This is a genomic window from Paenibacillus sp. CR_12 (genome assembly GCF_041953985.1).
In the GTDB taxonomy this organism is placed as follows: domain Bacteria; phylum Bacillota; class Bacilli; order Paenibacillales; family Paenibacillaceae; genus Paenibacillus_AQ; species Paenibacillus_AQ lautus_A.
The window spans coordinates 587,306-609,719 of the sequence record NZ_JAVFHO010000004.1 but is presented as its reverse complement, the minus strand read 5'-3'; the positions used below and the strand labels follow the sequence as shown (position 1 = coordinate 609,719).

19 protein-coding genes are annotated in these 22,414 nt (G+C 54.5%); 15 read left to right on the top strand and 4 right to left on the bottom strand.

From position 1 onward, the window contains the following. The first annotated feature begins 36 nt into the window (after positions 1-36). The 4 genes from RB297_RS18425 (at position 37) to RB297_RS18410 (ending at position 5,539) form a co-directional block, all read left to right on the top strand. On the top strand, positions 37-312 hold the full coding sequence (locus RB297_RS18425; RefSeq protein WP_009591829.1) for an HPr family phosphocarrier protein: 276 nt from the start codon (positions 37-39) through the stop codon (positions 310-312). Continuing rightward, a complete protein-coding gene (gene ptsP, locus RB297_RS18420) occupies positions 305-2,026 on the top strand; it encodes a phosphoenolpyruvate--protein phosphotransferase (RefSeq protein WP_096772963.1) in 1,722 nt (573 codons plus the stop codon). Before RB297_RS18425 ends, ptsP begins: the two co-directional genes overlap by 8 nt. 333 nt (positions 2,027-2,359) lie before the next feature. Then, positions 2,360-4,720 (top strand): type I pullulanase, encoded by a 2,361-nt coding sequence (gene pulA, locus RB297_RS18415; protein ID WP_375121121.1) that lies wholly within the window; start codon positions 2,360-2,362, stop codon positions 4,718-4,720. A gap of 186 nt (positions 4,721-4,906) precedes the next feature. Then, the gene (locus RB297_RS18410) at positions 4,907-5,539 is read left to right on the top strand and encodes a 50S ribosomal protein L25 (RefSeq protein ID WP_015734086.1); all 633 of its coding nucleotides are present in this window, start codon (positions 4,907-4,909) and stop codon (positions 5,537-5,539) included. A 78-nt stretch (positions 5,540-5,617) separates the two neighbouring features. Here RB297_RS18410 and RB297_RS18405 read toward each other — a convergent pair whose 3' ends face one another. The 4 genes from RB297_RS18405 to kduI form a co-directional block, all read right to left on the bottom strand. After that, positions 5,618-6,502 (bottom strand): transporter substrate-binding domain-containing protein, encoded by an 885-nt coding sequence (locus tag RB297_RS18405; protein WP_375121089.1) that lies wholly within the window; start codon positions 6,500-6,502, stop codon positions 5,618-5,620. Positions 6,503-6,764: 262 nt separating this feature from the next. After that, positions 6,765-7,517 carry a 2-dehydro-3-deoxy-D-gluconate 5-dehydrogenase KduD gene (gene kduD, locus RB297_RS18400; protein ID WP_009591832.1) on the bottom strand — a complete coding sequence of 251 codons (753 nt, stop codon included), beginning with the start codon at positions 7,515-7,517 and terminating at the stop codon, positions 6,765-6,767. A 90-nt stretch (positions 7,518-7,607) separates the two neighbouring features. Continuing rightward, on the bottom strand, positions 7,608-8,357 hold the full coding sequence (locus tag RB297_RS18395; protein WP_192569288.1) for a DeoR/GlpR family DNA-binding transcription regulator: 750 nt from the start codon (positions 8,355-8,357) through the stop codon (positions 7,608-7,610). A 40-nt stretch (positions 8,358-8,397) separates the two neighbouring features. Continuing rightward, positions 8,398-9,231 (bottom strand): 5-dehydro-4-deoxy-D-glucuronate isomerase, encoded by an 834-nt coding sequence (gene kduI, locus RB297_RS18390; protein ID WP_009591835.1) that lies wholly within the window; start codon positions 9,229-9,231, stop codon positions 8,398-8,400. 271 nt (positions 9,232-9,502) lie between these two features. On the opposite strand from kduI, the gene RB297_RS18385 reads away from it, so the two are divergent. The 11 genes from RB297_RS18385 to RB297_RS18335 all read left to right on the top strand — a co-directional run bounded on the left by RB297_RS18385 (position 9,503) and on the right by RB297_RS18335 (position 22,284). Then, complete coding sequence (locus RB297_RS18385) at positions 9,503-10,399, top strand: glycerophosphodiester phosphodiesterase (protein ID WP_375121088.1); 897 nt, start codon at positions 9,503-9,505, stop codon at positions 10,397-10,399. Positions 10,400-10,700: 301 nt separating this feature from the next. Next, positions 10,701-11,960 (top strand): urea ABC transporter substrate-binding protein, encoded by a 1,260-nt coding sequence (gene urtA, locus RB297_RS18380; protein WP_375121087.1) that lies wholly within the window; start codon positions 10,701-10,703, stop codon positions 11,958-11,960. Positions 11,961-12,018: 58 nt separating this feature from the next. Next, the gene (urtB, locus tag RB297_RS18375) at positions 12,019-12,924 is read left to right on the top strand and encodes an urea ABC transporter permease subunit UrtB (protein WP_015734091.1); all 906 of its coding nucleotides are present in this window, start codon (positions 12,019-12,021) and stop codon (positions 12,922-12,924) included. A 15-nt stretch (positions 12,925-12,939) separates the two neighbouring features. Continuing rightward, positions 12,940-14,028 carry an urea ABC transporter permease subunit UrtC gene (urtC, locus tag RB297_RS18370; RefSeq protein WP_015734092.1) on the top strand — a complete coding sequence of 363 codons (1,089 nt, stop codon included), beginning with the start codon at positions 12,940-12,942 and terminating at the stop codon, positions 14,026-14,028. Continuing rightward, positions 14,003-14,842, top strand: a complete 840-nt coding sequence (urtD, locus tag RB297_RS18365; RefSeq protein WP_375121086.1) for an urea ABC transporter ATP-binding protein UrtD — start codon at positions 14,003-14,005, stop codon at positions 14,840-14,842. The genes urtC and urtD overlap by 26 nt, the downstream gene beginning before the upstream one ends. Further along, the gene (gene urtE / locus RB297_RS18360; protein ID WP_375121085.1) at positions 14,820-15,515 is read left to right on the top strand and encodes an urea ABC transporter ATP-binding subunit UrtE; all 696 of its coding nucleotides are present in this window, start codon (positions 14,820-14,822) and stop codon (positions 15,513-15,515) included. Before urtD ends, urtE begins: the two co-directional genes overlap by 23 nt. 254 nt (positions 15,516-15,769) lie before the next feature. Continuing rightward, complete coding sequence (gene araA / locus RB297_RS18355; protein WP_375121084.1) at positions 15,770-17,257, top strand: L-arabinose isomerase; 1,488 nt, start codon at positions 15,770-15,772, stop codon at positions 17,255-17,257. A 101-nt stretch (positions 17,258-17,358) separates the two neighbouring features. Continuing rightward, positions 17,359-18,447, top strand: coding sequence for a GntR family transcriptional regulator (locus tag RB297_RS18350; protein ID WP_375121120.1), 1,089 nt, complete (start codon positions 17,359-17,361; stop codon positions 18,445-18,447). Between the two features lie 93 nt (positions 18,448-18,540). Then, positions 18,541-19,230 (top strand): L-ribulose-5-phosphate 4-epimerase, encoded by a 690-nt coding sequence (gene araD / locus RB297_RS18345; RefSeq protein ID WP_096772973.1) that lies wholly within the window; start codon positions 18,541-18,543, stop codon positions 19,228-19,230. Positions 19,231-19,275: 45 nt separating this feature from the next. Further along, positions 19,276-20,946, top strand: coding sequence for a ribulokinase (locus RB297_RS18340; RefSeq protein WP_096772974.1), 1,671 nt, complete (start codon positions 19,276-19,278; stop codon positions 20,944-20,946). Positions 20,947-21,078: 132 nt separating this feature from the next. Next, complete coding sequence (locus tag RB297_RS18335; protein ID WP_375121083.1) at positions 21,079-22,284, top strand: sn-glycerol-1-phosphate dehydrogenase; 1,206 nt, start codon at positions 21,079-21,081, stop codon at positions 22,282-22,284. Positions 22,285-22,414: the final 130 nt, after the last annotated feature.

The window sequence follows — 22,414 nt, the reverse complement described above, 5'->3', positions numbered from 1 at the left end:
CTAAAAATTAAAATATACGAAAGTAGGATGATGAACATGCAACAAACATTCAGAATTATTGACGAAGATGGAATTCACGCACGCCCGGCAACCGCATTGGTGAATACGGCTAACAAATTCCAGGATACCAACTCTTTTGCCGAAGCTAACGGCAAAAAAGTAACGCTGAAGTCGATTCTCGGCGTTCTGTCCCTCGGATTGGAGCAAGGCGACACATTGACACTGATCACGGAAGGCGGCAATGAAAGCGAGGCGCTGACAGCATTGCAAGAAGTGATGGTGAACGAAGGGCTAGGCGAGCTTCATGAATAATTTGAAAGGTATCGCGGCTTCGGCAGGTATTGCGATAGCACGTGCTTTTACGCTGGAGCATCCCGATTATTCCGTCACGGAGAAGCAAGTCACGGACACGGATGCGGAGCTCGCGAAGCTGGATGCGGCGCTGGCCCAGTCACAGGCTGAGCTGGAAGCGATCAAAGCCCGCACGCTTCAGGAACTCGGGGAGAAGAAGGCTGAGATTTTCGAATCTCATCTTCTCATCCTGAATGATCCCGAATTGATTGAACCGGTCAAGGCGAAAATCGCTTCCGAATCGGTTAACGCGGAATATGCGCTGAACGAAACGGCAACCCAGTTCATTCAAATGTTCGAGAACATGAAGAGCGCCTACTTGCAGGAGCGAGCAGCGGATATGCGCGACGTCACCAAACGCATCCTGAAGCATCTGCTCGGCTTGAATTATGTCAGCCCTTCGGAGATCAGCGAAGAAGTGATCGTGGTTGCAGAGGATTTGACTCCGTCGGATACGGCGCAGTTGAACCGGAACTACGTTAAGGGCTTCACGACGAATATCGGCGGACGTACCTCGCACTCCGCCATCATGGCCCGTTCCCTTGAAATTCCGGCTGTCGTCGGGACGAAGAACGTGCTCTCTGCGGTCAAAAACGGGGATATGATCATCGTTGACGGATTGGAAGGGGATGTCATCGTTAATCCTACGGAAGCCATCGTAGAACAATACCGTGCGAAGCAAGACGCCTATGCCAAGCAGGTGGAGGAGTGGAAGAAGCTGCGCTCCGAACCGACGGTTTCCAAGGACGGAATCCATGTGGAGCTGGCTGCCAACATCGGGACGCCGAATGATGTGGCCGGCGTGTTGGAGAACGGCGGAGAAGCCGTAGGATTGTACCGTACGGAATTCCTGTACATGGGCAGAGACAAACTTCCTTCCGAAGAGATCCAGTATGTCGCTTACAAATCGGTTCTGGAGAAAATGGAAGGCAAGCCGGTTGTTGTTCGCACGCTTGATATCGGCGGGGATAAGGAGCTGCCGTATCTGGATCTTCCCAAGGAAATGAATCCGTTCCTCGGATTCCGTGCCGTCAGATTGTGCCTGGACCGCCAGGATATTTTCAGAACACAGCTTCGGGCGCTGCTGCGTGCAAGCGTCCACGGCAACCTGCGTATCATGTTTCCCATGATAGCGACACTGGGCGAGTTCCGCGAAGCCAAAGCGCTTCTGGAGGAAGAAAAGGCTAAGCTTATAAGCGAAGGCATTTCGGTTTCCGAAGAAATCCAGCTGGGCATCATGGTGGAGATTCCATCTACCGCCGTGCTTGCCGATCAATTTGCCAAAGAGGTGGATTTCTTCAGCATCGGAACCAATGACCTGATTCAATACACGATGGCCGCCGACCGCATGAATGAACGGGTGGCGTATCTGTACCAGCCATACAATCCGGCGATTCTGCGACTGGTTAAAATGGTCATCGATGCCGCCCATCGCGAAGGCCGCTGGGTAGGCATGTGCGGCGAAATGGCCGGCGACGCGACTGCTATTCCGATTCTGCTCGGTCTGGGGCTGGATGAGTTCAGCATGAGCGCGACCTCCATTCTGCCGGCTCGCAGCCAGATCGGGAAGCTGTCCCGCAGCGATATGCAGGCACTTGCAGCCAAAGCGCTTGAAATGGGTACCGCAGAGGAAGTAGTGGCTCTGGTGGAATCCATTGAGGCTGCAGCCGAGTAAGAAGGAAGACAACGTCCAACTTGATCGATCCCTGCAGTCGTATTACGTTTGTTTCTGGGGACTCTACCAATCTTTTTCCACGATAGCATCACATTGACAACATCTGTCCATAGCGGACAGATGTTTTTTTTGTCAAAAGAAAGACACCGGGCATATTTGCTAGTATAATAGCCTAAATATATAGTGAATTGGCTTGGAACCCAAACCAATTCAGGGCTTTTGGCATACCATGATATATGAAAGCGTTCTAAATTCATGTGCTAGAGGTCTGTCTTATGATTCAGGCGCCCATACTAGGAAGTAAATCTACTATAAGTGACGGTGACGATGAGTATGGACATGATCAAGAGCTGCACAAGCGTTAAGCTGGGAGCGACCTACCGAAGAGAGGGAACGGCCTTTCAGGTATGGGCTCCGGATGCGGTTAATGTAAAGCTGGCTTTATATGAGGGTCCGGGAGAGTATAACGAGCAGGGTCTTGTGACGGATCACGAGGGCGGTACGCTGTATGCGATGGTCCGGAATGAGGAAGGCGTATGGTCGGCTCAGGTAAACCGTGATCTCCATGGAACTTATTATATGTACCGAATCGAGTCTGCGGAGGGAGGCGTCTGTTATGCCGTTGACCCTTATGCAACCGCTGTGTCCGCGAATGGCTGCCGCGGCGCGGTGGTCGACCTGGCGAAGAGCAATCCGCCGGGGTGGGAGCAGGATGTTAGACCGAACCTGCTAAAGCCTACGGATTCGGTGCTCTATGAGCTGCATGTACGCGATTTCTCGATCCACACGGATTCGGGAATGAAATATAGAGGAAAATACAAGGCATTTACGGAGGGCGGTCTGCGAGACTCCGAAGGAAACGCCCTTGGTCTGGATCATCTTGAGGAATTGGGCGTGACCCATGTGCATCTGCTGCCGGTATTTGATTTCCGGACGGTCAATGAGCTGGACGGATATGCAAGCGGGCGTTTAAACCGCGAGTATAATTGGGGCTACGATCCGCAGAATTACAATGTGCCTGAAGGTTCGTATGCAACAGATCCCATGGATCCGATCGTGCGCATCCGGGAGCTGAAAGAGATGGTTTTGGCCCTTCATGCAAGGGGAATTCGCGTCGTCATGGATGTGGTTTATAACCATACGTATACGGTGGACGACGGCCCGTTCGAACGATTGGCGCCGGGGTACTTCTATCGCAAGGACGGATACGGGAATCTATCGAACGGTTCGGGCGTAGGGAACGAGCTGGCCACGGAGAAGCCGATGGTGCGCAAATACATCAAGGATTCGTTAAAATACTGGGCCCAGGAATATCATATCGACGGATTTCGGTTCGATCTGATGGCTCTGATCGATACAACGACGATGAAAGAGATCGTAAGCGAGCTGCGCCGAGAGGTCGACCGTTCTCTCTTGTTCTATGGTGAGCCATGGACGGGAGGAATGAGCCCGTTAACGGAGCAAACCGTCAAGGGAAGCCAGAAGGGCCAAGGCTTTGCCGTATTTAATGATCATTTCCGGCATGCCATCAAGGGGGACAATGACGGGCGCGGCCGAGGGTTTGCTACGGGCGAGCCATGGTACGAAGGGGCCGTCGTTGAAGGAATGATGGGCTCGATCCATGATTTTGCGCTCCACCCGGAGGAAACGGTGAATTATGTCACCGTGCACGACAATTTGAATCTGTGGGACAAAATTTTAGTGACGCAAGGCATGGAAGAGCAGGCAGGGCTTCTCCGTTTGACGGATGGGAAGCTGGTTAACGAAGGAGATGTATGGCAGGCAACCGCTGCGTCCACACCCTATGCCGGCATACCCGATGAAGATGTGATGTCGGCTGCGGCCGTGAGCCGGAGCTTGCTGGCTAACGGCATCGTGCTGCTCTCCCAGGGGATTCCGCTGCTGCATGCGGGCGATGAGCTGCTACGCACGAAATACGGCGATCATAACAGCTACCGCAGCGGGGACGCCATCAATGCCATTCGCTGGTCCAATAAGCGACGCTTCAAACCGGTGTTTGATTATTACAGAGGTCTTATCGCCCTGCGAAAAGCCCATCCGGCGTTCCGGATGGCATCAAGAGAAGAGATCGAAGGCCATATGGAAGTGCTGCGAAGCAGCGATCGGATCATTGCTTACCGCCTTACGAAGCCAGCCGAACAAGGCAGCTGGGGCCAAATCGTCGTCATCGTTAACGGCAATGAACATGAAATGCCGGTGGATCTGCCGCCTACCCCTTACCGCTGGAACATCGTGGTGAATGATCGTCAGGCGGGGATAGATACGATCCAGACGCTGGATCAAGGGAAGGCAGTCATTCCAGGTCTGTCGCTGATGGTGTTATATGAGGATCTGGCCCATATGAAACAGGGGCTGACGGCCGTCGAGATCGAATATGAGAGACGCGACCAAGCATACGAGGGATGGAACGTATGGGTATGGGGAACGGGCGTGCAGGATGGCAGCATTCCATTCTCCCGCACGGACAGCGGCAGGGCACGGGCAGTCTTCTACGCGGCTTCCGGAACCGATCGGATCGGCTGTATCGTCAGGCTGAATGAATGGGAGGACCGGGAAGGCGAGAACGATTGGTTTATCGATATTCCGCCGGATGAAGCAGAGGTTCGGATAACGCTGCGAAGCGGTCAAAGCGAAGACAGCGACACTAAAGAGCAGCGGGATATCGCCAGTTAGAATAGGATGAAATAACAAGGAGCCCTTTCCATGGTGAAAAGGGCTCCTATTTACATATTTTCAAAAGGGGTACTCTTTATTACCCGCTGCATTGTCATTTAAAACATCGAAATTCCATGATTAGTTAGCAGGTAAATAGGGTAATAATGAGATAGACTTTGTTTTCGATAAAGGAGGATGTCACTCATGTCAAAAGGAAACACAGTTCAACTGAAAGCCAATGTGCGTGATGAATTTACCCGGGCTTCTCGCCGAGAGCTTCGCGAAAGCGGCGGACTTCCCGGTGTTGTATACGGTGCGGGCGAGGAAAGCATCCCCGTAGCTGTTGATTTCAAGGATACGGCGAAGCTGTTCCACACCGGGCGTTCCGAGGTGTTTCAGCTAGATATTCCGGGCTCTGGCAAAGTGCCTGTGTTGATTAAGGATATTCAGAAGAGACGCGGCAACGTATCCCATGTGGACTTCCTGCGCATCTCCATGAACAAGCCGGTCCGTGTCAGCATCCCGGTGGATTATCAGGGCACTGCTGCCGGAACGAAGTCCGGGGGCATCCTGCAAACCCAGGTCACGGAAATCGAAGTGGAGGGTTTGCCGGGCGATCTGCCTACTACCCTGGAAGCGGACGTATCCGCCCTGGAGATTGGGGACAAGCTCACGGTAGCTGATCTTAAGGTGCCGGAGGGTATCACATTACACGCTTCGGAAGAGGAAATTCTCGCTACGGTCATCGTGCCTCGCGCGGTGGAGGCGGCGGAGACCGAGAGTGAAGCGGATGCTGAGGAAGCGAATGCGGAAGAGGCCACAACCGAAGAATCATAATAAGCATGATAAAAAGGCGCTTGCTTTGCTGGTATCCAGCAGGGCAAGCGCTTTTTTTGGCGCAAGGCAGGAATGGCTTTATTTAACCTTGCGGTCATGAATGCCTTTGTAACTGATCGGAGCGTTCCCGAAGTATTTGTTCCATATGGTCAAATACGTTCCGTCCTGCTGCATGGTAGCCAGGGCATTATCCACGGCCGCCACGAGATCCGGATTCCCTTTGACAAAGGCTGCGGAAATCTCGGATACTTGATCGGCGGATTCGGCGGCAGCGACCGGTATATCCGGGAACTGCTGCTTTAGGTTGGTGGCGGATAGCTGGTCCGAAATGACGGCATCCAGGTCTCCATTTGCGAGCATGTTAGCGGCGTCGGATATATATTTAATCGGGACCGCTTCCGCTCCGTACCGCTTGGCCATATCCTTATAGATTCCGGTTGGGTTCAGGCCGACGCGCTTGCCCTTGATATCCGAAAAGGTACGGATCTGAGCTTCGCCCGAGGAATGAACCAGGAGGACGGGGGTAGAGGATAAGTAAGCGACGGAAAAATCATAGAGCGCCCGCCGGTCCGGCCGGTCTTCGATCTGGTTGAAGACGGCGTCGTATTTGCCTTCCGTCAGCCCAGGCAGCAGATTCTCCCACCCGGTCTCAACGAATTCGGCCTTTAGCTCCATATGACGGGCAACCTCTTCAGCGATTTCCACATCGAATCCCGTAAGTATTCCGCCTGTACCATGGTAACTGAAAGGGGGATAATCCCGTTCCGTGGCGATTCGCAGGGTTCCGCGTTCCACGGCATTCCGAAGCAGGAAGCCGGTGTTCACCCGGTATGGATTAACGCCCATGTTCGGGGACGGGACCCGGTCGTTGCTGTTCACCGTACAGCCGCTAAGCACAATGGAACCGAAAAGAGAAAGCAAGCAGGCAAGACTGACATAACGTATCGATTTTGTTCCGCGCATGACTCCAAAAACCATCCTTTCTTTATTCACGGTCCTTCGAGGCCCATTTCGTAAAGTTAGCATGTCCCAAAGGATGGTTCGTATATTCGCGAAATGTCAGTGCCCGGCCATAATAACGTGTACTAATTCAACGTAAGAGTAACGAACAAAAAGAGGCCTTGCCTCCTCCGGCTGCGGCAGCAGCAGAAAGCGCAAGGCCTCTTATCGCTAGAATCGGTTGGAGCTCACTACGGCAAGGCTTAAAGATAACGCCGTTTCTTGGTTAACGGGCCATCCATCCGCCGTCCACGCATAACACATGCCCGTTCATGTAATCCGAAGCGGCGGAAGCGAGGAACACGGCAGGGCCTCCGATATCCTCGGGCTTGCCCCAGCGTCCGGCCGGAATGCGGTCCGTAATGGACGTGCGGCGATCCTCGTCCTGACGGATGGCTGCCGTGTTATCGGTTTCGATGTAACCGGGAGCAATGCCGTTCACCTGGATGCCGCTGGCTGCCCATTCGTTGGCCAAAGCCTTGGTTAAGCCGGCAACGCCATGCTTGCTCGCCGTGTAACCGGGCACATTGATTCCGCCTTGGTAGGACAGCATGGAGCAAATGTTAATGATCTTGCCGCTGCCGCGTTCGATCATATGTCTCCCGGCCAGTTGGGACAGCAAAAAGACGGTGTTCAAATTCAAGTCGATCACGTCAAGCCAATCCTGCACGCCGTGATCCTTGGCCGGGGTCCGGCGGATAATGCCGGCATTGTTTACCAGAATGTCCACATGCCCGGTCAGCTCCAGCGCTTGATCAAAGGTCTGCTGAAGTTTGCTTTGGTCGCTTAAATCGACCCGAATCTCGGAGGCTTTTCTGCCGAATCCCTTGATGGCTTCAATCGTTTCGGCGCTTGTATTCATGGACACGGCAACGATATCCGCGCCGGCCTCGGCCAGCGCTATGGCGATGCCTTGCCCCAGTCCGCGGGCCGAGCCGGTGACGATCGCCGTTTTGCCTGATAAATCAAACCTGTTCATGCTCCGTTAATCCCCTCTCATATGTTCGCTAAATGGATGCAGTACGAAACTAGGCCGTTCGTTATAGAGGTAAGAGTCTCAAGCGGGCGGTTACAGCAGGGTAACGCCGGCTCCCTCGTATTGCTTTACCGTCTCGGGAGACAGTCCCGCATCGGTCATGATGCCGCTGATCTCCTGCAAGGATGAAAAAGTCCGCAAGGCCGTCTGACCGAATTTATGATGATCGACGACGGCATAAACCTCCGCCGAGGTTTCGATTAAGGCCCGTTTGAACGGAATCAAATCCCCGGTATAGATGGACAACCCATGGTCAAGATGGACGCCCGTGGCAGATACGAAGGCTTTTTGAATGTTCAGCTGCGTTACGTACGCTACGCCTTCCGGGCCTGCGAGCATGTTCCGCACCCGGTAGCCCCCCGGAACGACCAGCCGGATATGATTCTTGGTCGCCAGCTCGCTGATGATATAGACATCGTTCGTAATGATTGTTAACGGCATATCCTCCAGCCTGCGGGCGATCTCCAGCGTGGTGCTGCCGCCGTCAAGGGCAATGATGTCGTCCGTGTTGATATGCTTCAGTGCCTTCTGCGCGATTTCGGTCTTCTCATCCGGGTGCTTGGCCAGCGGTTCTTTTGAGGGCAGAATGCCGAATTGGTCGCTGTGCGCCAGCACGGCTCCGCCGTGCACGCGGACGATCAGACCCTGCTCCTCGAGCTTGGTCAAATCCTCACGTATGGTTTTTCCGGTTACCTGAAGCTGCTGGCTCAAATCGGCGACGGTCACTTCTTTATGGGTTAGAAGGTACTCCATTATTTTTTCATAACGTCGTAACGGGTTCATATGGTTCTCAACTCTTCCGTGGGTTAATGGATATTCCCCTCTATTTTAAATCCTTCATGGACACGGGGTCCATATCATCATAACGTTTGTTGTCCCCGGCCATGCCCCAGATAAAGGTATAGTTGCTTGTACCTACTCCGCTGTGGATCGACCAGCTCGGCGAAATCACGGCCTGTTCGTTGCGCATGACGATGTGGCGCGTTTCGCTAGGTTCACCCATCAGATGGATGGCGACCGCATCCTCCGGCAAGTCAAAATACAGATACGCCTCCATGCGTCTTGGATGCGTATGGGCAGGCATCGTGTTCCACATGTTCCCTTCCTTCAGCAGGGTCATGCCCATGACAAGCTGGGCACTCTGAATGCCTTTTTGATGAATGAAGCGATAGATCACGCGATCATTGGAATTTTTGATGTCGCCCAAAGCGCTGGAATCGGCTTCTTCAAGGGTGGCTTTGGCCGTCGGGAACGATTGGTGGGCCGGGGCCGAATTCAAATAGAATTTGGCAGGATTGGCCGGATCGGTGCTTTGGAAAATGACCTCTTCGGTCCCCATGCCAACGTACAGGCATTCTTTGTTGTTCAGCTCATGCTCCGTCCCGTCAACCAGGACGGTACCGTGTCCGCCGATATTGATGATGCCAAGCTCACGGCGCTCAAGGAAAGAGGAAACGCCAAGCTCTTTAAGGTCGGTATCCAGCTTGACCTGCTCCCGTACGGGTGCGGCCCCCCCGATAATCAAACGGTCTTCATGCGTCAGGACCAGCTCCAGCTTGTCGGGCGTAAACAGGACGGGAATATGGAATTCCTTCCGAAGCCGTTCCGTGTCAAATTGTTTCACTTCATTCGGATGTGAGGCATAACGTCTTTCCATTGCATGTCATCTCCTTAAGAGTCATTTTATAATCCATTCATAATGTTCATATAAGTACAAATTACTCCATTTACGTTCATATTACAATAGCCAAAATTCAAAATGAACGAATTGTTGAGTCTTGAAAAGCCGTTTTCCTCCATTTTTACCGACTGAAAAGGGGGAGGAAAGGGAAGAATTAGCTTGAGAAGATATGACAAAGGATGAGCGGACGAACGCTAGTTAGGAAGTTATAAAGCGAACAAAGCAGGACTAGGAGATGGGAAGCCCTATGAAAAGAATGATGGTTATCTTTGCTGCTCTGCTGGCAGTAACCGGTTCCCAAACGGCAGCCGACGTGCCTCATTATCCATTTCATCATGCCAGGGAACGAGAGGCCTGGATCAGGTCCGGGGATGAACGCGACGAGTCCTGGGTCAATATCGCCCATCGGGGGGCGTCGGGTTATGCGCCTGAGAATACGATGGCTGCGTTTGTCAAAGCGTTTGACATGGGAGCGGATATGCTGGAGCTGGATGTTCAGCTGAGCAAGGATGGAGAGGTCGTGGTGATCCATGATTCCACGGTTGAGCGAACCACCGACGGGCAAGGCGAAGTGGGCGGCCTAACCTTGGAGGAACTGCGGCGGCTGGATGCGGGTTCGTGGTACGATTCGTCGTTCAAAGGAGAAATCATTCCGACATTGGCGGAGGTGCTTGAGCACTTCGGTGGCCGGATCGGATTGCTGATCGAATTGAAATCGCCCTCCCGGTACCCGGGCATCGAGCAAAAGGTTGCTGGCGATCTGAGAAGATATGCCGCCCAGACTGAAGGACAAATGTACAAGGACCTGATTATCGTACAGTCTGCCGATACGGACTCGCTGGTTCGGTTCCGCCAGCTGATGCCCGATATCCCGCTTGGCGTAGTTATCACCAATGCGGGCGACTTATCCAAGCAGCGGCTGGATAATATGAAGGCGTACGCGGACTACGTGAGTATATCGATGAGGCTCGTCTCCAAGGGCCTGGTCCAAAAGATCCATCAATCGGGGATGAAAACGATGGTGTGGACCATTCGGGATATGCTGCAAATACCTTATGTGCTTCAAATTAACGTTGACGGTATCATTACGGATTATCCGGACCGGGTGCCGATTACGATTTCGAAGAGGAACATGACCAGATAAATAATGAACGACGGCAGTCTCTTGAGAAATCAAGGGCTGTTTTTTTATTTTACGTCAATAAAAATAACACGTTATAAAGAAAATTCATTCTATCATTATATAATCACAAACTTAATGTTATTTTATATAACACAAAATAGGGGATTCACACGACAATTTTACTAAAAATGAAAAAATGAAATAAAATTATGTAAGAATTATTGACACAGGAAATATAAGGCAACTATAATGTGGAATAACGAACAGAGTAGAGAGGTTATAGACGGAATGTTCGGAAACGGAAAAAGGGAGTGGGGAGCCAATGAAAAAACAAAGCTTAATCGTTAAAGGATGGGCCTCGTTTGTATTATGCGCCATTTTAATGTCAGGCTGCGTGACGGAAAAGGAAACCGCTCCAACCGCCGGAGCGGGTAACGGGAGCCCGCCGGTAGAAGCGGCAGGCGATTCGATCAAGGTCGGCATTCTTCACTCGCTCAGCGGAACGATGGCGATCAGCGAGGTGTCCGTTAAGGATGCCGAGATGCTTGCGATCGAAGAGATCAATGCGGCGGGCGGCGTGCTCGGCAAGCAAATCGAACCCGTGATCGAGGACGGCGCCTCGGATTGGCCGACCTTCGCGGAGAAGGCGGGCAAATTGCTGCAGCAGGATAAGGTTGCCGCCGTATTCGGAGGCTGGACCTCCGCCAGCCGGAAAGCCATGCTCCCTGTTTTCGAACAAAACCACGGTCTTTTATTCTATCCGGTTCAATATGAAGGGCTGGAATCCTCACCTAACATTTTCTATACGGGCGCAACAACCAATCAGCAAATCGTGCCTTCGGTGTCCTGGCTGCTCGAGAACCGCGGCAAAAAAATGTTTCTGCTCGGCTCCGATTATGTGTTCCCAAGAACGGCCAACAAGATCATTAAGGCCCAGCTGACGGCCGAGGGCGGCGAGCTGGCGGGAGAGGAATACACGCCGCTCGGCCACACCGATTTCAGCACGATTATAGCCAAGATCAAAGATGCGAAACCCGATATCGTCTATAACACGCTGAACGGCGATAGTAATGTGGCCTTCTTCAAGCAGCTGAAGGATGCGGGCATTACCTCCAAGGATATGACCACGCTGTCCGTAAGCGTAGCGGAGGAGGAAATCCGCGGCATCGGCGCCGATATCCTGGAGGGCCATCTGGCAGCCTGGAACTACTATCAGTCCACGGATACTCCGGAAAACAAAGCTTTTGTTGATAAATACAAAGCGAAATACGGCGCTGACCGGGTCACGGCCGACCCGATCGAGGCAGGTTATACCGCGGTGTATTTGTGGAAGGCTGCGGTAGAGAAGGCGGGAACCACGGACGTGGATAAGGTGAAGGAAGCGGCCAAAGGCATTGAGTTCGCGGCCCCCGAAGGCAAAGTGACCATCGATGGCGACAATCAGCATATTCATAAAACGGTGCGCATCGGCGAGGTGCAGGCTGACGGACAATTCAAGGAGCTCTGGAACTCGGGCGAACCCGTCAAACCGGACCCCTATCTGAAAACATACGATTGGGCAAAAGGTTTGAGCGGCGAATAAAACTTCATCTCATGCATGAATGGCCTGCGGGCCTTTCGTGAAAGGAGGTTCACCCCGGATGGATATGACGATCCTGCAGGTGTTTAACGGACTGAGCGTCAGCTCGATATTATTATTGATCGCGCTCGGTTTGGCGGTAACGTTCGGCTTAATGAATGTCATTAATATGGCCCATGGCGAGCTGATCATGATCGGCGCTTATTCCACGTACGTTACCCAAGGTTTGTTCTCCGCTTATATGCCGAAATCGTGGTTCGATACCTATTTCATCGCCGCATTGTTAGTATCCTTCATGGTTGCCGCCGCGGTCGGCTGGCTGCTTGAAACGGTGCTTATCCGCCATTTGTACGGCAGACCGCTGGATAGTCTGCTCGCCACATGGGGCGTCGGGATGATGCTGCAGCAGATCGCAAGGTTCATCTTCGGCGCACCGAACGTGGCCGTAACCAGCCCTTCCTGGCTGAACGGCGGGCTTGCGATCACCTCAAGCATCATCCTTCCTTACAAGCGGCTGTTCATTGTCTTGCTCGTGGCCGTCGTGCTGACGGCGATGTATCTCTATATTTACAGAACGGTTCAAGGCCGTAGGATGCGGGCGGTGATGCAGAACCGAAGCATGGCCGGTTGTCTCGGCATTTCGACCCGGCGCGTGGACGGACTGACGTTTGCGATCGGCTCGGGCATCGCCGGTATTGCGGGCTGCGCATTGACGCTGCTCGGCCCGATCGGACCCTCGATCGGAACCTACTATATCGTCGATGCTTTCATGGTGGTGGTGCTGGGCGGCGTCGGAAAGCTGGTCGGCACAGTTGCAGGAGCGCTGGGCATCGGCGTGTTCAACACGCTGTTTGAGACCTATACTTCGGCATCCATCGGCAAAGTGCTGGTGTTCGCCTGCATCGTGGCCTTCCTGCAGTGGAAGCCCCGCGGGCTCGTCGCGCTGCGAACGCGCAGTTTGGATTAGAGAGGAGGGGAATGCATGGTGCTGAAATGGTTGACAGGAAACCCCGGCGGCCGATCGAAACGGATTCTATGGAGCGCGGTGCTGCTCCTGATGTGTTTGGCCCCCTTGTTCACGACGCCTTTTCGCCTCGGATTGCTAACGAAATTTTTGGCTTTGGCGATCCTTGCGGTCGGGCTTGACCTGATCTGGGGATACGGCGGCATTCTGAGCCTTGGACATGGCGTGTTCTTCGGGCTGGGCGCTTATGCCATGGCCATGTACCTGAAGCTGGATGCCAGCGGCTCGGCCCTGCCTGATTTTATGGGATGGAGCGGGGTGGCGTCCCTGCCCTGGTTCTGGGAGCCTTTCCGATCGTTCCCGGCGGCCTTGATACTCGGGATGCTGCTGCCGGCCCTGCTGGCGTTGATACTCGGATTCTTTACGTTCCGCAACCGGATCGTCGGCGTGTATTTTACGATTCTGACGCAGGCTCTCGTCATGATCGTGGTTACGCTGTTTGTCGGCAAGCAGGAGTGGACGGGGGGCACGAACGGGCTTACGGGCTACAGCTCCATTTTGGGATTTAACCTGAACGCGCCCTCCACGAAAATAGGATTGTATTTTATTACGCTGGCCGCTTTGGCAGGAGCCTATATTCTATGCAGAAGAATTGTGAACAGCCGCGTGGGCCAGGTGCTGGAAGCGTCGAGGGATGGGGAGAACCGGGTACGGTTTCTGGGATTTGATCCTTCCCGCTACAAAACCTTTGCGTTTGCCGTATCGGGGGGGCTGGCCGGGCTAGCAGGCATGCTGTTTGTCCTTCAGGTCGGCATTATTTCGCCGTCCATGATGGGCATCGTCCCGTCTATTGAAATGGTGCTCTGGGTCGCGCTTGGCGGCAGGGGAACGCTGATCGGCGCCATAATCGGCGCCGTGCTGCTGAACGCGGCCAAGACCGGGATCAGCGAAGCTTATCCCGAAGGGTGGCTGCTGGTATTGGGCGCTTTGTTTGTCATCGTTGTGGTCTTGATGCCGAAAGGATTGACCGGGTTGTGGAGCAAGGCGGCTTCGTCATTATCCAAAAGAGGAGGGACTGTCCATGCAGCCGTACGCAAAGAGAGCTGATGTTTCGCTAGCCGCACATGGGGAGGTCAGGGGCATCGGCATGTCGCCAACCGTTCTGTCCGCGGAAAATATAACGGTGGCCTTTGGCGGGTTTGTAGCGGTAAACGGCATGAATCTGGCGCTTCGCCAGCATGAGCTGCATTTTCTGATCGGCCCGAACGGGGCAGGGAAGACCACGATGCTGGATGTGATCTGCGGAAAGACTAAGCCTGGGGCGGGGCGGGTGCTGCTCGGCGACGGTCTTGAGATTACGAGGAAGCGGGACTATGAAATCGCGGGTCTCGGCGTGGGCCGGAAATTCCAGGCACCGTCGATATTCCCCAATCTGAGCGTCAAGGAAAACCTGGAGCTGACCGTCGATTCGGACCGAAGCGTGCTCCGGGCGCTGAAGGTCAGGAGAAATCGATGCACTACGTTCGAGATGAAGAAGGTGCTGGAATTGATCGGACTTCCCGATCGGCTTCATGTTCGGGCAGGTTCCCTGTCGCATGGAGAGAAGCAGTGGCTGGAGATCGGCATGCTGCTGCTTCAGAAGCCGCGGCTTCTGCTGCTGGATGAACCGGTAGCGGGAATGACGGACGAGGAAACGATGAAGACCGGCGAGCTCCTTCAAGGCATTGCTAAGGAATGCTCTGTCGTTGTGGTCGAGCACGACATGGAGTTTGTACGTTCTTTTGCCGCCAAGGTTACCGTCATGCATGAAGGGAAACTGCTGAAGGAAGGGTCCATGCAGGAGATTCAGCGCGATCCGCTGGTGGCCGAGGTTTACCTTGGAAAAAGGAGGGAGGCGAATGCTCAAGCTGCAGGGTATTGAATCGGGTTATGGGGAGAGTGCCGTCCTGCGCGGCGTGTCCATGGTCGTGGACCCCGCAAGGATCGTATGCCTGGTTGGGCGTAACGGAGTCGGGAAAACCACACTGATGCGAACGATAACCGGGCAATTGAAAATCCGGCAGGGGCGGATGAGCCTTGGCGAGCAGGAGGTTACCGGCTGGGATTCCGTAAAGAGAGCAAGAGGCGGGATCGGGTATGTCCCGCAAGGGCGCGAGATTTTCCCTCAACTCACTGTAAAAGAGAATCTCCTGCTCGGCCTTGAGCCATGCGTGCCTCGTACGAAGGCATTCCCGGAGGATGTGTTAGCCTTGTTTCCGGTACTGCCGCAAATGTATCACCGCCAAGGCGGTGACCTAAGCGGAGGACAGCAGCAGCAGCTTGCTTTCGCGAGGGCGCTTGCCTCCCGGCCCAAGGTGCTGCTGCTCGACGAGCCGACCGAAGGCATCCAGCCTTCCATCGTGGAGGAAATTCAAGACGTCATCCGCGGGATCAAAGCCAAAGGAGAAACGTCGGTCGTTCTGGTGGAGCAGAGCATCGAATTCGTCCGAAGCGTGGCCGATTATATCTATGTCATGGATAAAGGGACGATCGTAGCCGAAGGGGTGCAGGATGCCATCGATATAGAGCAGTTCGAGCATTATTTGACGGTCTAAAGAGTTTTCATGAAAGCTGGTTCGCATTTGAAGGTAGACCGTCAATGAGATTTGAATGATAGAGGTTGTCTCTATGGGTTCGTTGTTACCTATAGGGCAGCTCTTTTTTTTATTTTGATCTTGCTATTTTGGAGATGCGGGGGTAGAATGTGAGTGATTCAACTTGTACGTACATGTTTTTAATGATCATTTATTTATATATAAAGGTATGTACAAGTTAGTGAGCAATCATTCGTACAGGAGGCGTTATAATCATGAATTTGAAACCGCATTCTTTTTGGTTTGTCACCGGAAGCCAGCACTTGTATGGTCCCGAAACGCTGGAGCAGGTCGCCGAGCACTCCCGGATCGTGGCAACGGAGTTTGACAAAGATCCTGTATTTACGTACCCCATTGTATTCAAGCCGATCGTAACGACACCCGATGAAATATACAACCTGATTCTTGAGGCTAACAACGATGAGTCCTGCGCAGGCATCATGACGTGGATGCACACGTTCTCCCCGGCCAAAATGTGGATCGCGGGCCTATCCCAGTTGCAGAAGCCGCTTCTTCATTTCCATACCCAATTCAACCGGGACATTCCTTGGGAAACGATTGATATGGACTTTATGAACCTGAACCAGTCCGCTCACGGCGACCGCGAGTATGGCCATATCGGTGCTCGTCTGGGCATCGCACGCAAGGTCGTCGTGGGCCACTGGGAAGACGGGGAGGTTCGCGGCAGCATTGCCGGCTGGATGCGGACTGCCGCGGCCTATGCCGAAAGCCGCAGGCTGAAGGTGGCCCGCTTCGGCGACAATATGCGTCAGGTAGCGGTAACCGAAGGGGACAAAGTGGAGGCGCAAATCAAGCTTGGCTGGTCCGTGAACGGTTACGGCATCGGCGACCTTGTGCAGTCCATGAACGAAGTCGGCGATGAAGAGGTCAAGGCGCTCCTGAACGAATACGCGGAGTCGTATTCGATTACCAAGGAAGGGCTTAGCGACGGTCCCGTGCGCGATTCGATCGCGTACCAAGCCCGGATCGAGATTGCGCTTCGCCGTTTCCTCGAGGAAGGCGGCATCGGCGCATTCACGACGACCTTCGAGGATCTGCACGGAATGAAGCAGCTCCCGGGACTCGCCGTGCAGCGCTTGATGGAGTCCGGTTACGGTTTCGGCGGGGAAGGCGATTGGAAAACAGCGGCCCTGACACGCGTGTTGAAGGTGCTTGCAGACAATAAAAGCACATCCTTCATGGAGGACTACACCTATCATTTCGAGCCGGGAAATCATATGATTCTCGGATCGCACATGCTGGAGGTATGCCCGACCATCGCGCTGGATAAACCCACGCTTGAGGTTCATCCGCTCGGGATTGGAGGCAAGGGGGATCCGGCACGACTCGTGTTTAACGGCCAAGACGGCCCTGCCGTCAATGCTTCCCTGATTGATCTCGGGCACCGCTTCAGACTGCTGGTGAATGTGGTGGACGGCGTCAAGGTGGAGCAGCCGATGCCGAAGCTGCCGGTAGCCCGCGTGCTGTGGAAGCCGCAGCCATCCCTTCGCGAATCTGCGGAAGCGTGGATTTTGGCCGGCGGCGCGCATCATACCGTTCTCTCTTATGCCATGACGGCCGAACACTTAAGCGATTGGGCGGAGATGGCCGGCATTGAAGCGGTCATTATCGACAAGGATACAACGATACCGCGCTTCAAGAACGAGCTCCGCTGGAGCGAAGCCGCATACCGTCTGCGGTAACTGGTTCTGTCGGTATTCGCCTAGCCTGTGTTACAATAGCGAGATAGCTTAGGATTGCAGGGGATCCTAATATAATGAGTGCGTGAGGCTAGAGGTGAATGATGAATAATAGACGGATACCCAAATATATTGTATTAAAAAACGAACTGCTCTCGTGGTTTGAATCCGGCCGGCTTCAAGCAGGCAAACAGGTTCCTTCGGAGCATGAAATCGCGGACCAGTTCGGCGTAAGCCGCCAGACGGTCCGCCAAACCTTCGGCGAGCTGGAGCAGGAAGGCTGGCTCGAACGGATTCAAGGCAAAGGAACCTTTGCCCGCAATCCGGAGCGGCGGGAAAGCGAGCAGGTCAAGACGATCGGCATCATGACGACGTACATCTCGGATTATATTTTCCCGCATATCGTCAGGGGAGCGGAGGCGGAGCTGCGCAGCAAGGGATACCGCCTGCTGCTCTCCAGCACCGACAACAACAAGGAGAAGGAGATGGAGAGCCTTCAGCTCATGACCAGCCAGCCGCTGAGCGGGCTGATTATCGAGCCGACCAAGAGCGCGGAGGGCAATCCGAATCTGACATATTTCCTGTCCCTGCAGGAGAAGGGGATTCCGTTTCTGATGATCAACGAGAAGTATCGGGAACTGGAATGCCCTTGCCTTAAGCTGGACGATGAGCTTGGCGGTTACAAGGCTACGCGGCATTTGATCGAGAACGGCCATTCGGCGATTGCCGGATTCTTCAAGCGGGACGACCTTCAGGGCGTAAACCGGCTGAAGGGCTTCTTGCGGGCGCATCGGGAGGCGGGCATTCCCGTTTCGCCGGAGCGGGTGGTTACGTATACAACGGAACAGAAGGGCCGTTTCCCTTATGAACAGGCCGTCCAATTGCTGAAGCAGCCGATCGGGCAGCGGCCGACGGGATTCGTATGTTATAACGACGAGCTGGCCGTGTCTTTGGCGGAGGCGGCAGGGGAATGCGGGCTGCACATTCCGCAGGACGTGTCCATGGTCGGTTTCGATGATTCCACCCTAGCCGTTGCTTCCGGCGTGAAGCTGACGACGATGACCCACCCGAAGACGGAGATGGGGATCATGGCGGCCAGGCAGTTGATCAGCATGATCGAGCATCATACCGTATTTGAGGATACGGTTTATCAACCGGAGCTTGTGGAGAGAGAATCGGTAGACAAACGATAGAGAATAGGGAGTTTAAGGTCCGATATTTCGGACCCTTGCTTGCCGACTTGTACGTACAACTATATTTTCAAGGCTGGAGAGGAGCGGTTGTTCATGTTGGAGGATTTGAAGCAGCAGGTGCTTGAGGCGAATCTGGAGCTTCCGAAGTACGGGCTCGTTACCTTTACATGGGGAAACGTCAGCGGCATCGACCGTGAACGCGGACTGTTTGTCATTAAGCCGAGCGGCGTGCCGTACGAGGATTTAAAAGCGGACGACATGGTCGTGCTGGATTTGAAGGGGAATGTCGTTGAAGGGGATTTGCGCCCTTCCTCCGACACCCCGACTCATCTGGTGCTGTATCAGAACTTTAAGGAGATCGGCGGGATTGTGCACACCCACTCGCCATGGGGAACGAGCTGGGCTCAGGCGGGTCGCGCGCTGCCTGCTTACGGAACGACGCATGCCGACTATTTTTACGGGGAGATTCCGGTTACGCGGCCCATGACCCGGGAAGAAATCGAAGGGGCCTACGAGCTGGAGACGGGCAATGTCATCGTTGAACGATTCGCGGATCTGGATCCGAACATGGTGCCCGGGGTGCTTGTGCATTCCCATGCGCCGTTCGTGTGGGGCAAGGATGCCCATAACGCCGTGCATAATGCGGTGGTGCTGGAGGAGTGCGCCAAGATTGCAGCCCGGATGCAGCAGATCAATCCCGAAACCGAACCGATGGATCAGACGCTGCTGGATCGCCATTTTTTGCGGAAGCATGGAGTTAATGCTTATTACGGTCAAAAGTAACGCATATATTCATCATTCATGATTTCATCGGTAGGAGGAAATGAGATGGGGAATAAATACACCATTGGTGTCGATTACGGAACGCAGTCCGGACGTGCGGTATTGGTAAATCTGGCGAACGGGCAGGAAGTGGCGGATCATGTAACGCCTTATCGGCACCATGTTATTGATGAGTTTCTGCCGGGTTCCGGAAAGCGGCTGGAGCATGACTGGGCGCTTCAGCATCCGGGGGATTATCTGGAGGTTCTGCAGGTATCGGTGCCTGCCGTCATCCAACAATCCGGCATTGATCCGGCGGATGTGATCGGCATCGGCATCGATTTTACGGCTTGCACCATGCTGCCGGTTGACGAGCTTGGCGAGCCGCTCTGCTTCCACCCGGAGCTGGCCGATCAGCCGCACAGCTGGGTTAAGCTGTGGAAGCATCACGCGGCCCAGCCGGAAGCAGACAAGATCAACGCGATCGCCGCTGAGCGCGGAGAAGCTTTTTTGCCCCGTTATGGCGGGAAGATCTCATCCGAATGGATGATAGCCAAAGTCTGGCAGATTCTTGACGAGGCGCCGGCCATCTATGAACGCGCGGATCGGTTCCTGGAGGCCACGGATTGGGTCATCTCCCAAATGACCGGCCATATTGTCCGCAACAGCTGTACGGCTGGTTACAAGGCGATATGGCATAAGCAAGACGGATATCCAAGCAAGGATTACTTTAAAGCGCTGGATCCCAGATTGGAGGATCTGGCTGATACGAAGCTGCGCGGAGAAGTCCGTCCCCTTGGGAGCAGCGCCGGCGGCTTGACCGAGAAGATGGCGGAAATGATGGGCTTAACGCCTGGCATAGCCGTGGCCGTCGGCAACGTTGACGCGCATGCCGCAGTACCGGCGGTCGGCGTCGTAACACCGGGCAAGCTGGTCATGGCCATGGGGACCTCGATCTGCCATATGCTGCTCGGCACGGAAGAGAAGCAGGTCGAAGGGATGTGCGGCGTCGTCGAAGACGGCATCATTCCGGGATTATACGGTTATGAAGCCGGGCAATCGGCGGTGGGCGATATTTTTGAATGGTACGTTGAGGAAGCGCTTCCCGCGTACGTTAAGGAGGCTGCGACCGAGGAAGGAATCGGTGTGCATCAATGGCTGGAACGGGAAGCGGCTGCATACAAACCGGGCCAGAGTGGTCTGCTAGCGCTGGATTGGTGGAACGGCAACCGCTCGGTGCTGGTGGATACGGATCTGACCGGGTTGATGTTAGGGATGACGCTGTTGACGAAGCCGCAGGAAATCTATCGCGCCCTGCTGGAGGCGACGGCTTTCGGCACGCGCAAAATCGTGGACGCCTTTCATGAGAACGGCGTGGCTGTGGATGCTCTCTATGCATGCGGCGGACTGCCGCAAAAGAATCGTCTCCTGATGCAGATTTATGCGGACGTTACCAATCGCGAAATCTATGTGGCTGATTCCAAACAGACGCCGGCGCTTGGTGCCGCGATGTTCGCCGCAGTGGCGGCGGGTCAGGCGAAAGGCGGATATGATTCCATTATCGATGCGGCCGAAAAGATGGCGCGGGTGAAGGAAGAGACCTTCAAGCCGATACCGGAGCATGTGGAAGTGTATGAGCAGCTGTATCAGGAATACAGCAAGCTGCATGATTATTTCGGCCGCGGGGAAAACGACGTCATGAAACGGCTGAAGCGGATTAAGCAGACGGCAGAATAGGCTGGCGGAGCAGCGCAAGACCAGAAGAGGATCGTCCCGCTCTGCATATAGAGGGCGGGACGTCCTTTGAGACAAATATAGACCAGATGCTTGGATCGTCAACATGGGATGGGATGAAAGGGGAGGAGCTGTATGACGGATTATTTGAACGAAGCAAAAGGTTTAATGAGCCGAATGAGGGAAGTCCGGCCGGCGTTCCGCGGACTTGAAACGATGGAGCTGGAGCCCGGCGCTATTTCAGCTGTGCCCGCGTACCTTAAACGGCAGGGCCTCAATTCACCGATCGTGGTGGCCGATGCGAATACGTATGAAGCTGCGGGTCAAACGCTGATGGAGCGGCTGGAAGCGGAAGGTCTGGAACCCCGGCTGTGCTTGATCCAGCCTGATGAGTTAGGCGACGTGGTGGCGGATGAACGCTCGCTGATGCAGCTTTTTATCGAGGTGGAGCCAGAGCGGACAGGATGCCTCATCGCTGCCGGATCCGGTACCCTTCATGACATTACCCGCTTTGTCGCTCATCGGTGCGGGAAGCCGTTCGTCTCTGTACCTACGGCACCTTCGGTAGACGGCTTTACTTCGGCCGGCGCGCCGATCGTGGTTCGGGGGATCAAGCAGACCTATGCTGCAACGGCTCCCATCGCCATATTCGCCGACCCGGATATCCTTGCGAAAGCCCCGCAGCCGCTTATAGCGGCGGGGTTTGGCGATATGCTCGGCAAATATACGTCGCTGCTGGATTGGAGATTCTCCTCGACCACGGCCGGCGAGCCCTATGATGGCCAAGTGGCAGAAATCACGGAGCGGGCACTGGAATCTTGCATCCAGCACGTGGAGGCCATCGGCCAGCGCACGGAGGAAGGCATCCGCATTCTGATGACGGCTTTGATTGAATCCGGGATCGCGATGCTGCTGTTCGGGCAGTCCCATCCTGCCTCAGGGGCAGAGCATCATTTGTCGCATTACTGGGAGATGGAGTACTTGCGCCGCGGCAACCGGGCGCTGCTTCATGGCGCCAAGGTAGGGGTAGCCTGCAGCGAGATATCGAGCCTTTACCATGCTGCGGCTGATCAACGAGTGTATCCTTATGCCGAGCCCAAGCTTTGGGAGACGTATGGGGAGCAGGTTCGGGAGTGGCTTCGGAAGGTTCCTTCGAAGGAGGAGATCGCCGGGCTGCTGCGGCAAGCGGGAGGTCCTTCCAGCCTGGAGGAGCTTGGCATTGATGAGGAGCTGTTTGGGGAGAGCCTGCGGGAGGCGCATAAGCTGCGCGACCGTCATACCATCCTGAGGGCACTGAACGAGGCTGACGGGGCAGGACAACCTGTGACTTCATACAGATAGCACAGCAGAGAGCGGGCCATGTCCGTCCGCCGACCTAAAGAATGGGCTTGCTGATAAGGTTATAGAAGGTATTCCGTTTAGCTAAAAAAGGCCTCTACATGATCGAATGATCATAGAGAGGCCTTTTTTG

Coding starts and splice junctions, on each gene's coding strand:
- RB297_RS18335 (WP_375121083.1), top strand. CDS start 21,079: ATGACGGATTATTTGAACGAAGCAAAAGGTTTAATGAGCCGAATGAGG.
- kduD (WP_009591832.1), bottom strand. CDS start 7,517: ATGAACAGGTTTGATTTATCAGGCAAAACGGCGATCGTCACCGGCTCG.
- RB297_RS18410 (WP_015734086.1), top strand. CDS start 4,907: ATGTCAAAAGGAAACACAGTTCAACTGAAAGCCAATGTGCGTGATGAA.
- RB297_RS18385 (WP_375121088.1), top strand. CDS start 9,503: ATGAAAAGAATGATGGTTATCTTTGCTGCTCTGCTGGCAGTAACCGGT.
- urtE (WP_375121085.1), top strand. CDS start 14,820: ATGCTCAAGCTGCAGGGTATTGAATCGGGTTATGGGGAGAGTGCCGTC.
- kduI (WP_009591835.1), bottom strand. CDS start 9,231: ATGGAAAGACGTTATGCCTCACATCCGAATGAAGTGAAACAATTTGAC.
- urtA (WP_375121087.1), top strand. CDS start 10,701: ATGAAAAAACAAAGCTTAATCGTTAAAGGATGGGCCTCGTTTGTATTA.
- RB297_RS18425 (WP_009591829.1), top strand. CDS start 37: ATGCAACAAACATTCAGAATTATTGACGAAGATGGAATTCACGCACGC.
- RB297_RS18340 (WP_096772974.1), top strand. CDS start 19,276: ATGGGGAATAAATACACCATTGGTGTCGATTACGGAACGCAGTCCGGA.
- araA (WP_375121084.1), top strand. CDS start 15,770: ATGAATTTGAAACCGCATTCTTTTTGGTTTGTCACCGGAAGCCAGCAC.
- ptsP (WP_096772963.1), top strand. CDS start 305: ATGAATAATTTGAAAGGTATCGCGGCTTCGGCAGGTATTGCGATAGCA.
- RB297_RS18395 (WP_192569288.1), bottom strand. CDS start 8,357: ATGAACCCGTTACGACGTTATGAAAAAATAATGGAGTACCTTCTAACC.
- urtC (WP_015734092.1), top strand. CDS start 12,940: ATGGTGCTGAAATGGTTGACAGGAAACCCCGGCGGCCGATCGAAACGG.
- urtD (WP_375121086.1), top strand. CDS start 14,003: ATGCAGCCGTACGCAAAGAGAGCTGATGTTTCGCTAGCCGCACATGGG.
- pulA (WP_375121121.1), top strand. CDS start 2,360: ATGGACATGATCAAGAGCTGCACAAGCGTTAAGCTGGGAGCGACCTAC.
- RB297_RS18405 (WP_375121089.1), bottom strand. CDS start 6,502: ATGCGCGGAACAAAATCGATACGTTATGTCAGTCTTGCCTGCTTGCTT.
- araD (WP_096772973.1), top strand. CDS start 18,541: ATGTTGGAGGATTTGAAGCAGCAGGTGCTTGAGGCGAATCTGGAGCTT.
- urtB (WP_015734091.1), top strand. CDS start 12,019: ATGGATATGACGATCCTGCAGGTGTTTAACGGACTGAGCGTCAGCTCG.
- RB297_RS18350 (WP_375121120.1), top strand. CDS start 17,359: ATGAATAATAGACGGATACCCAAATATATTGTATTAAAAAACGAACTG.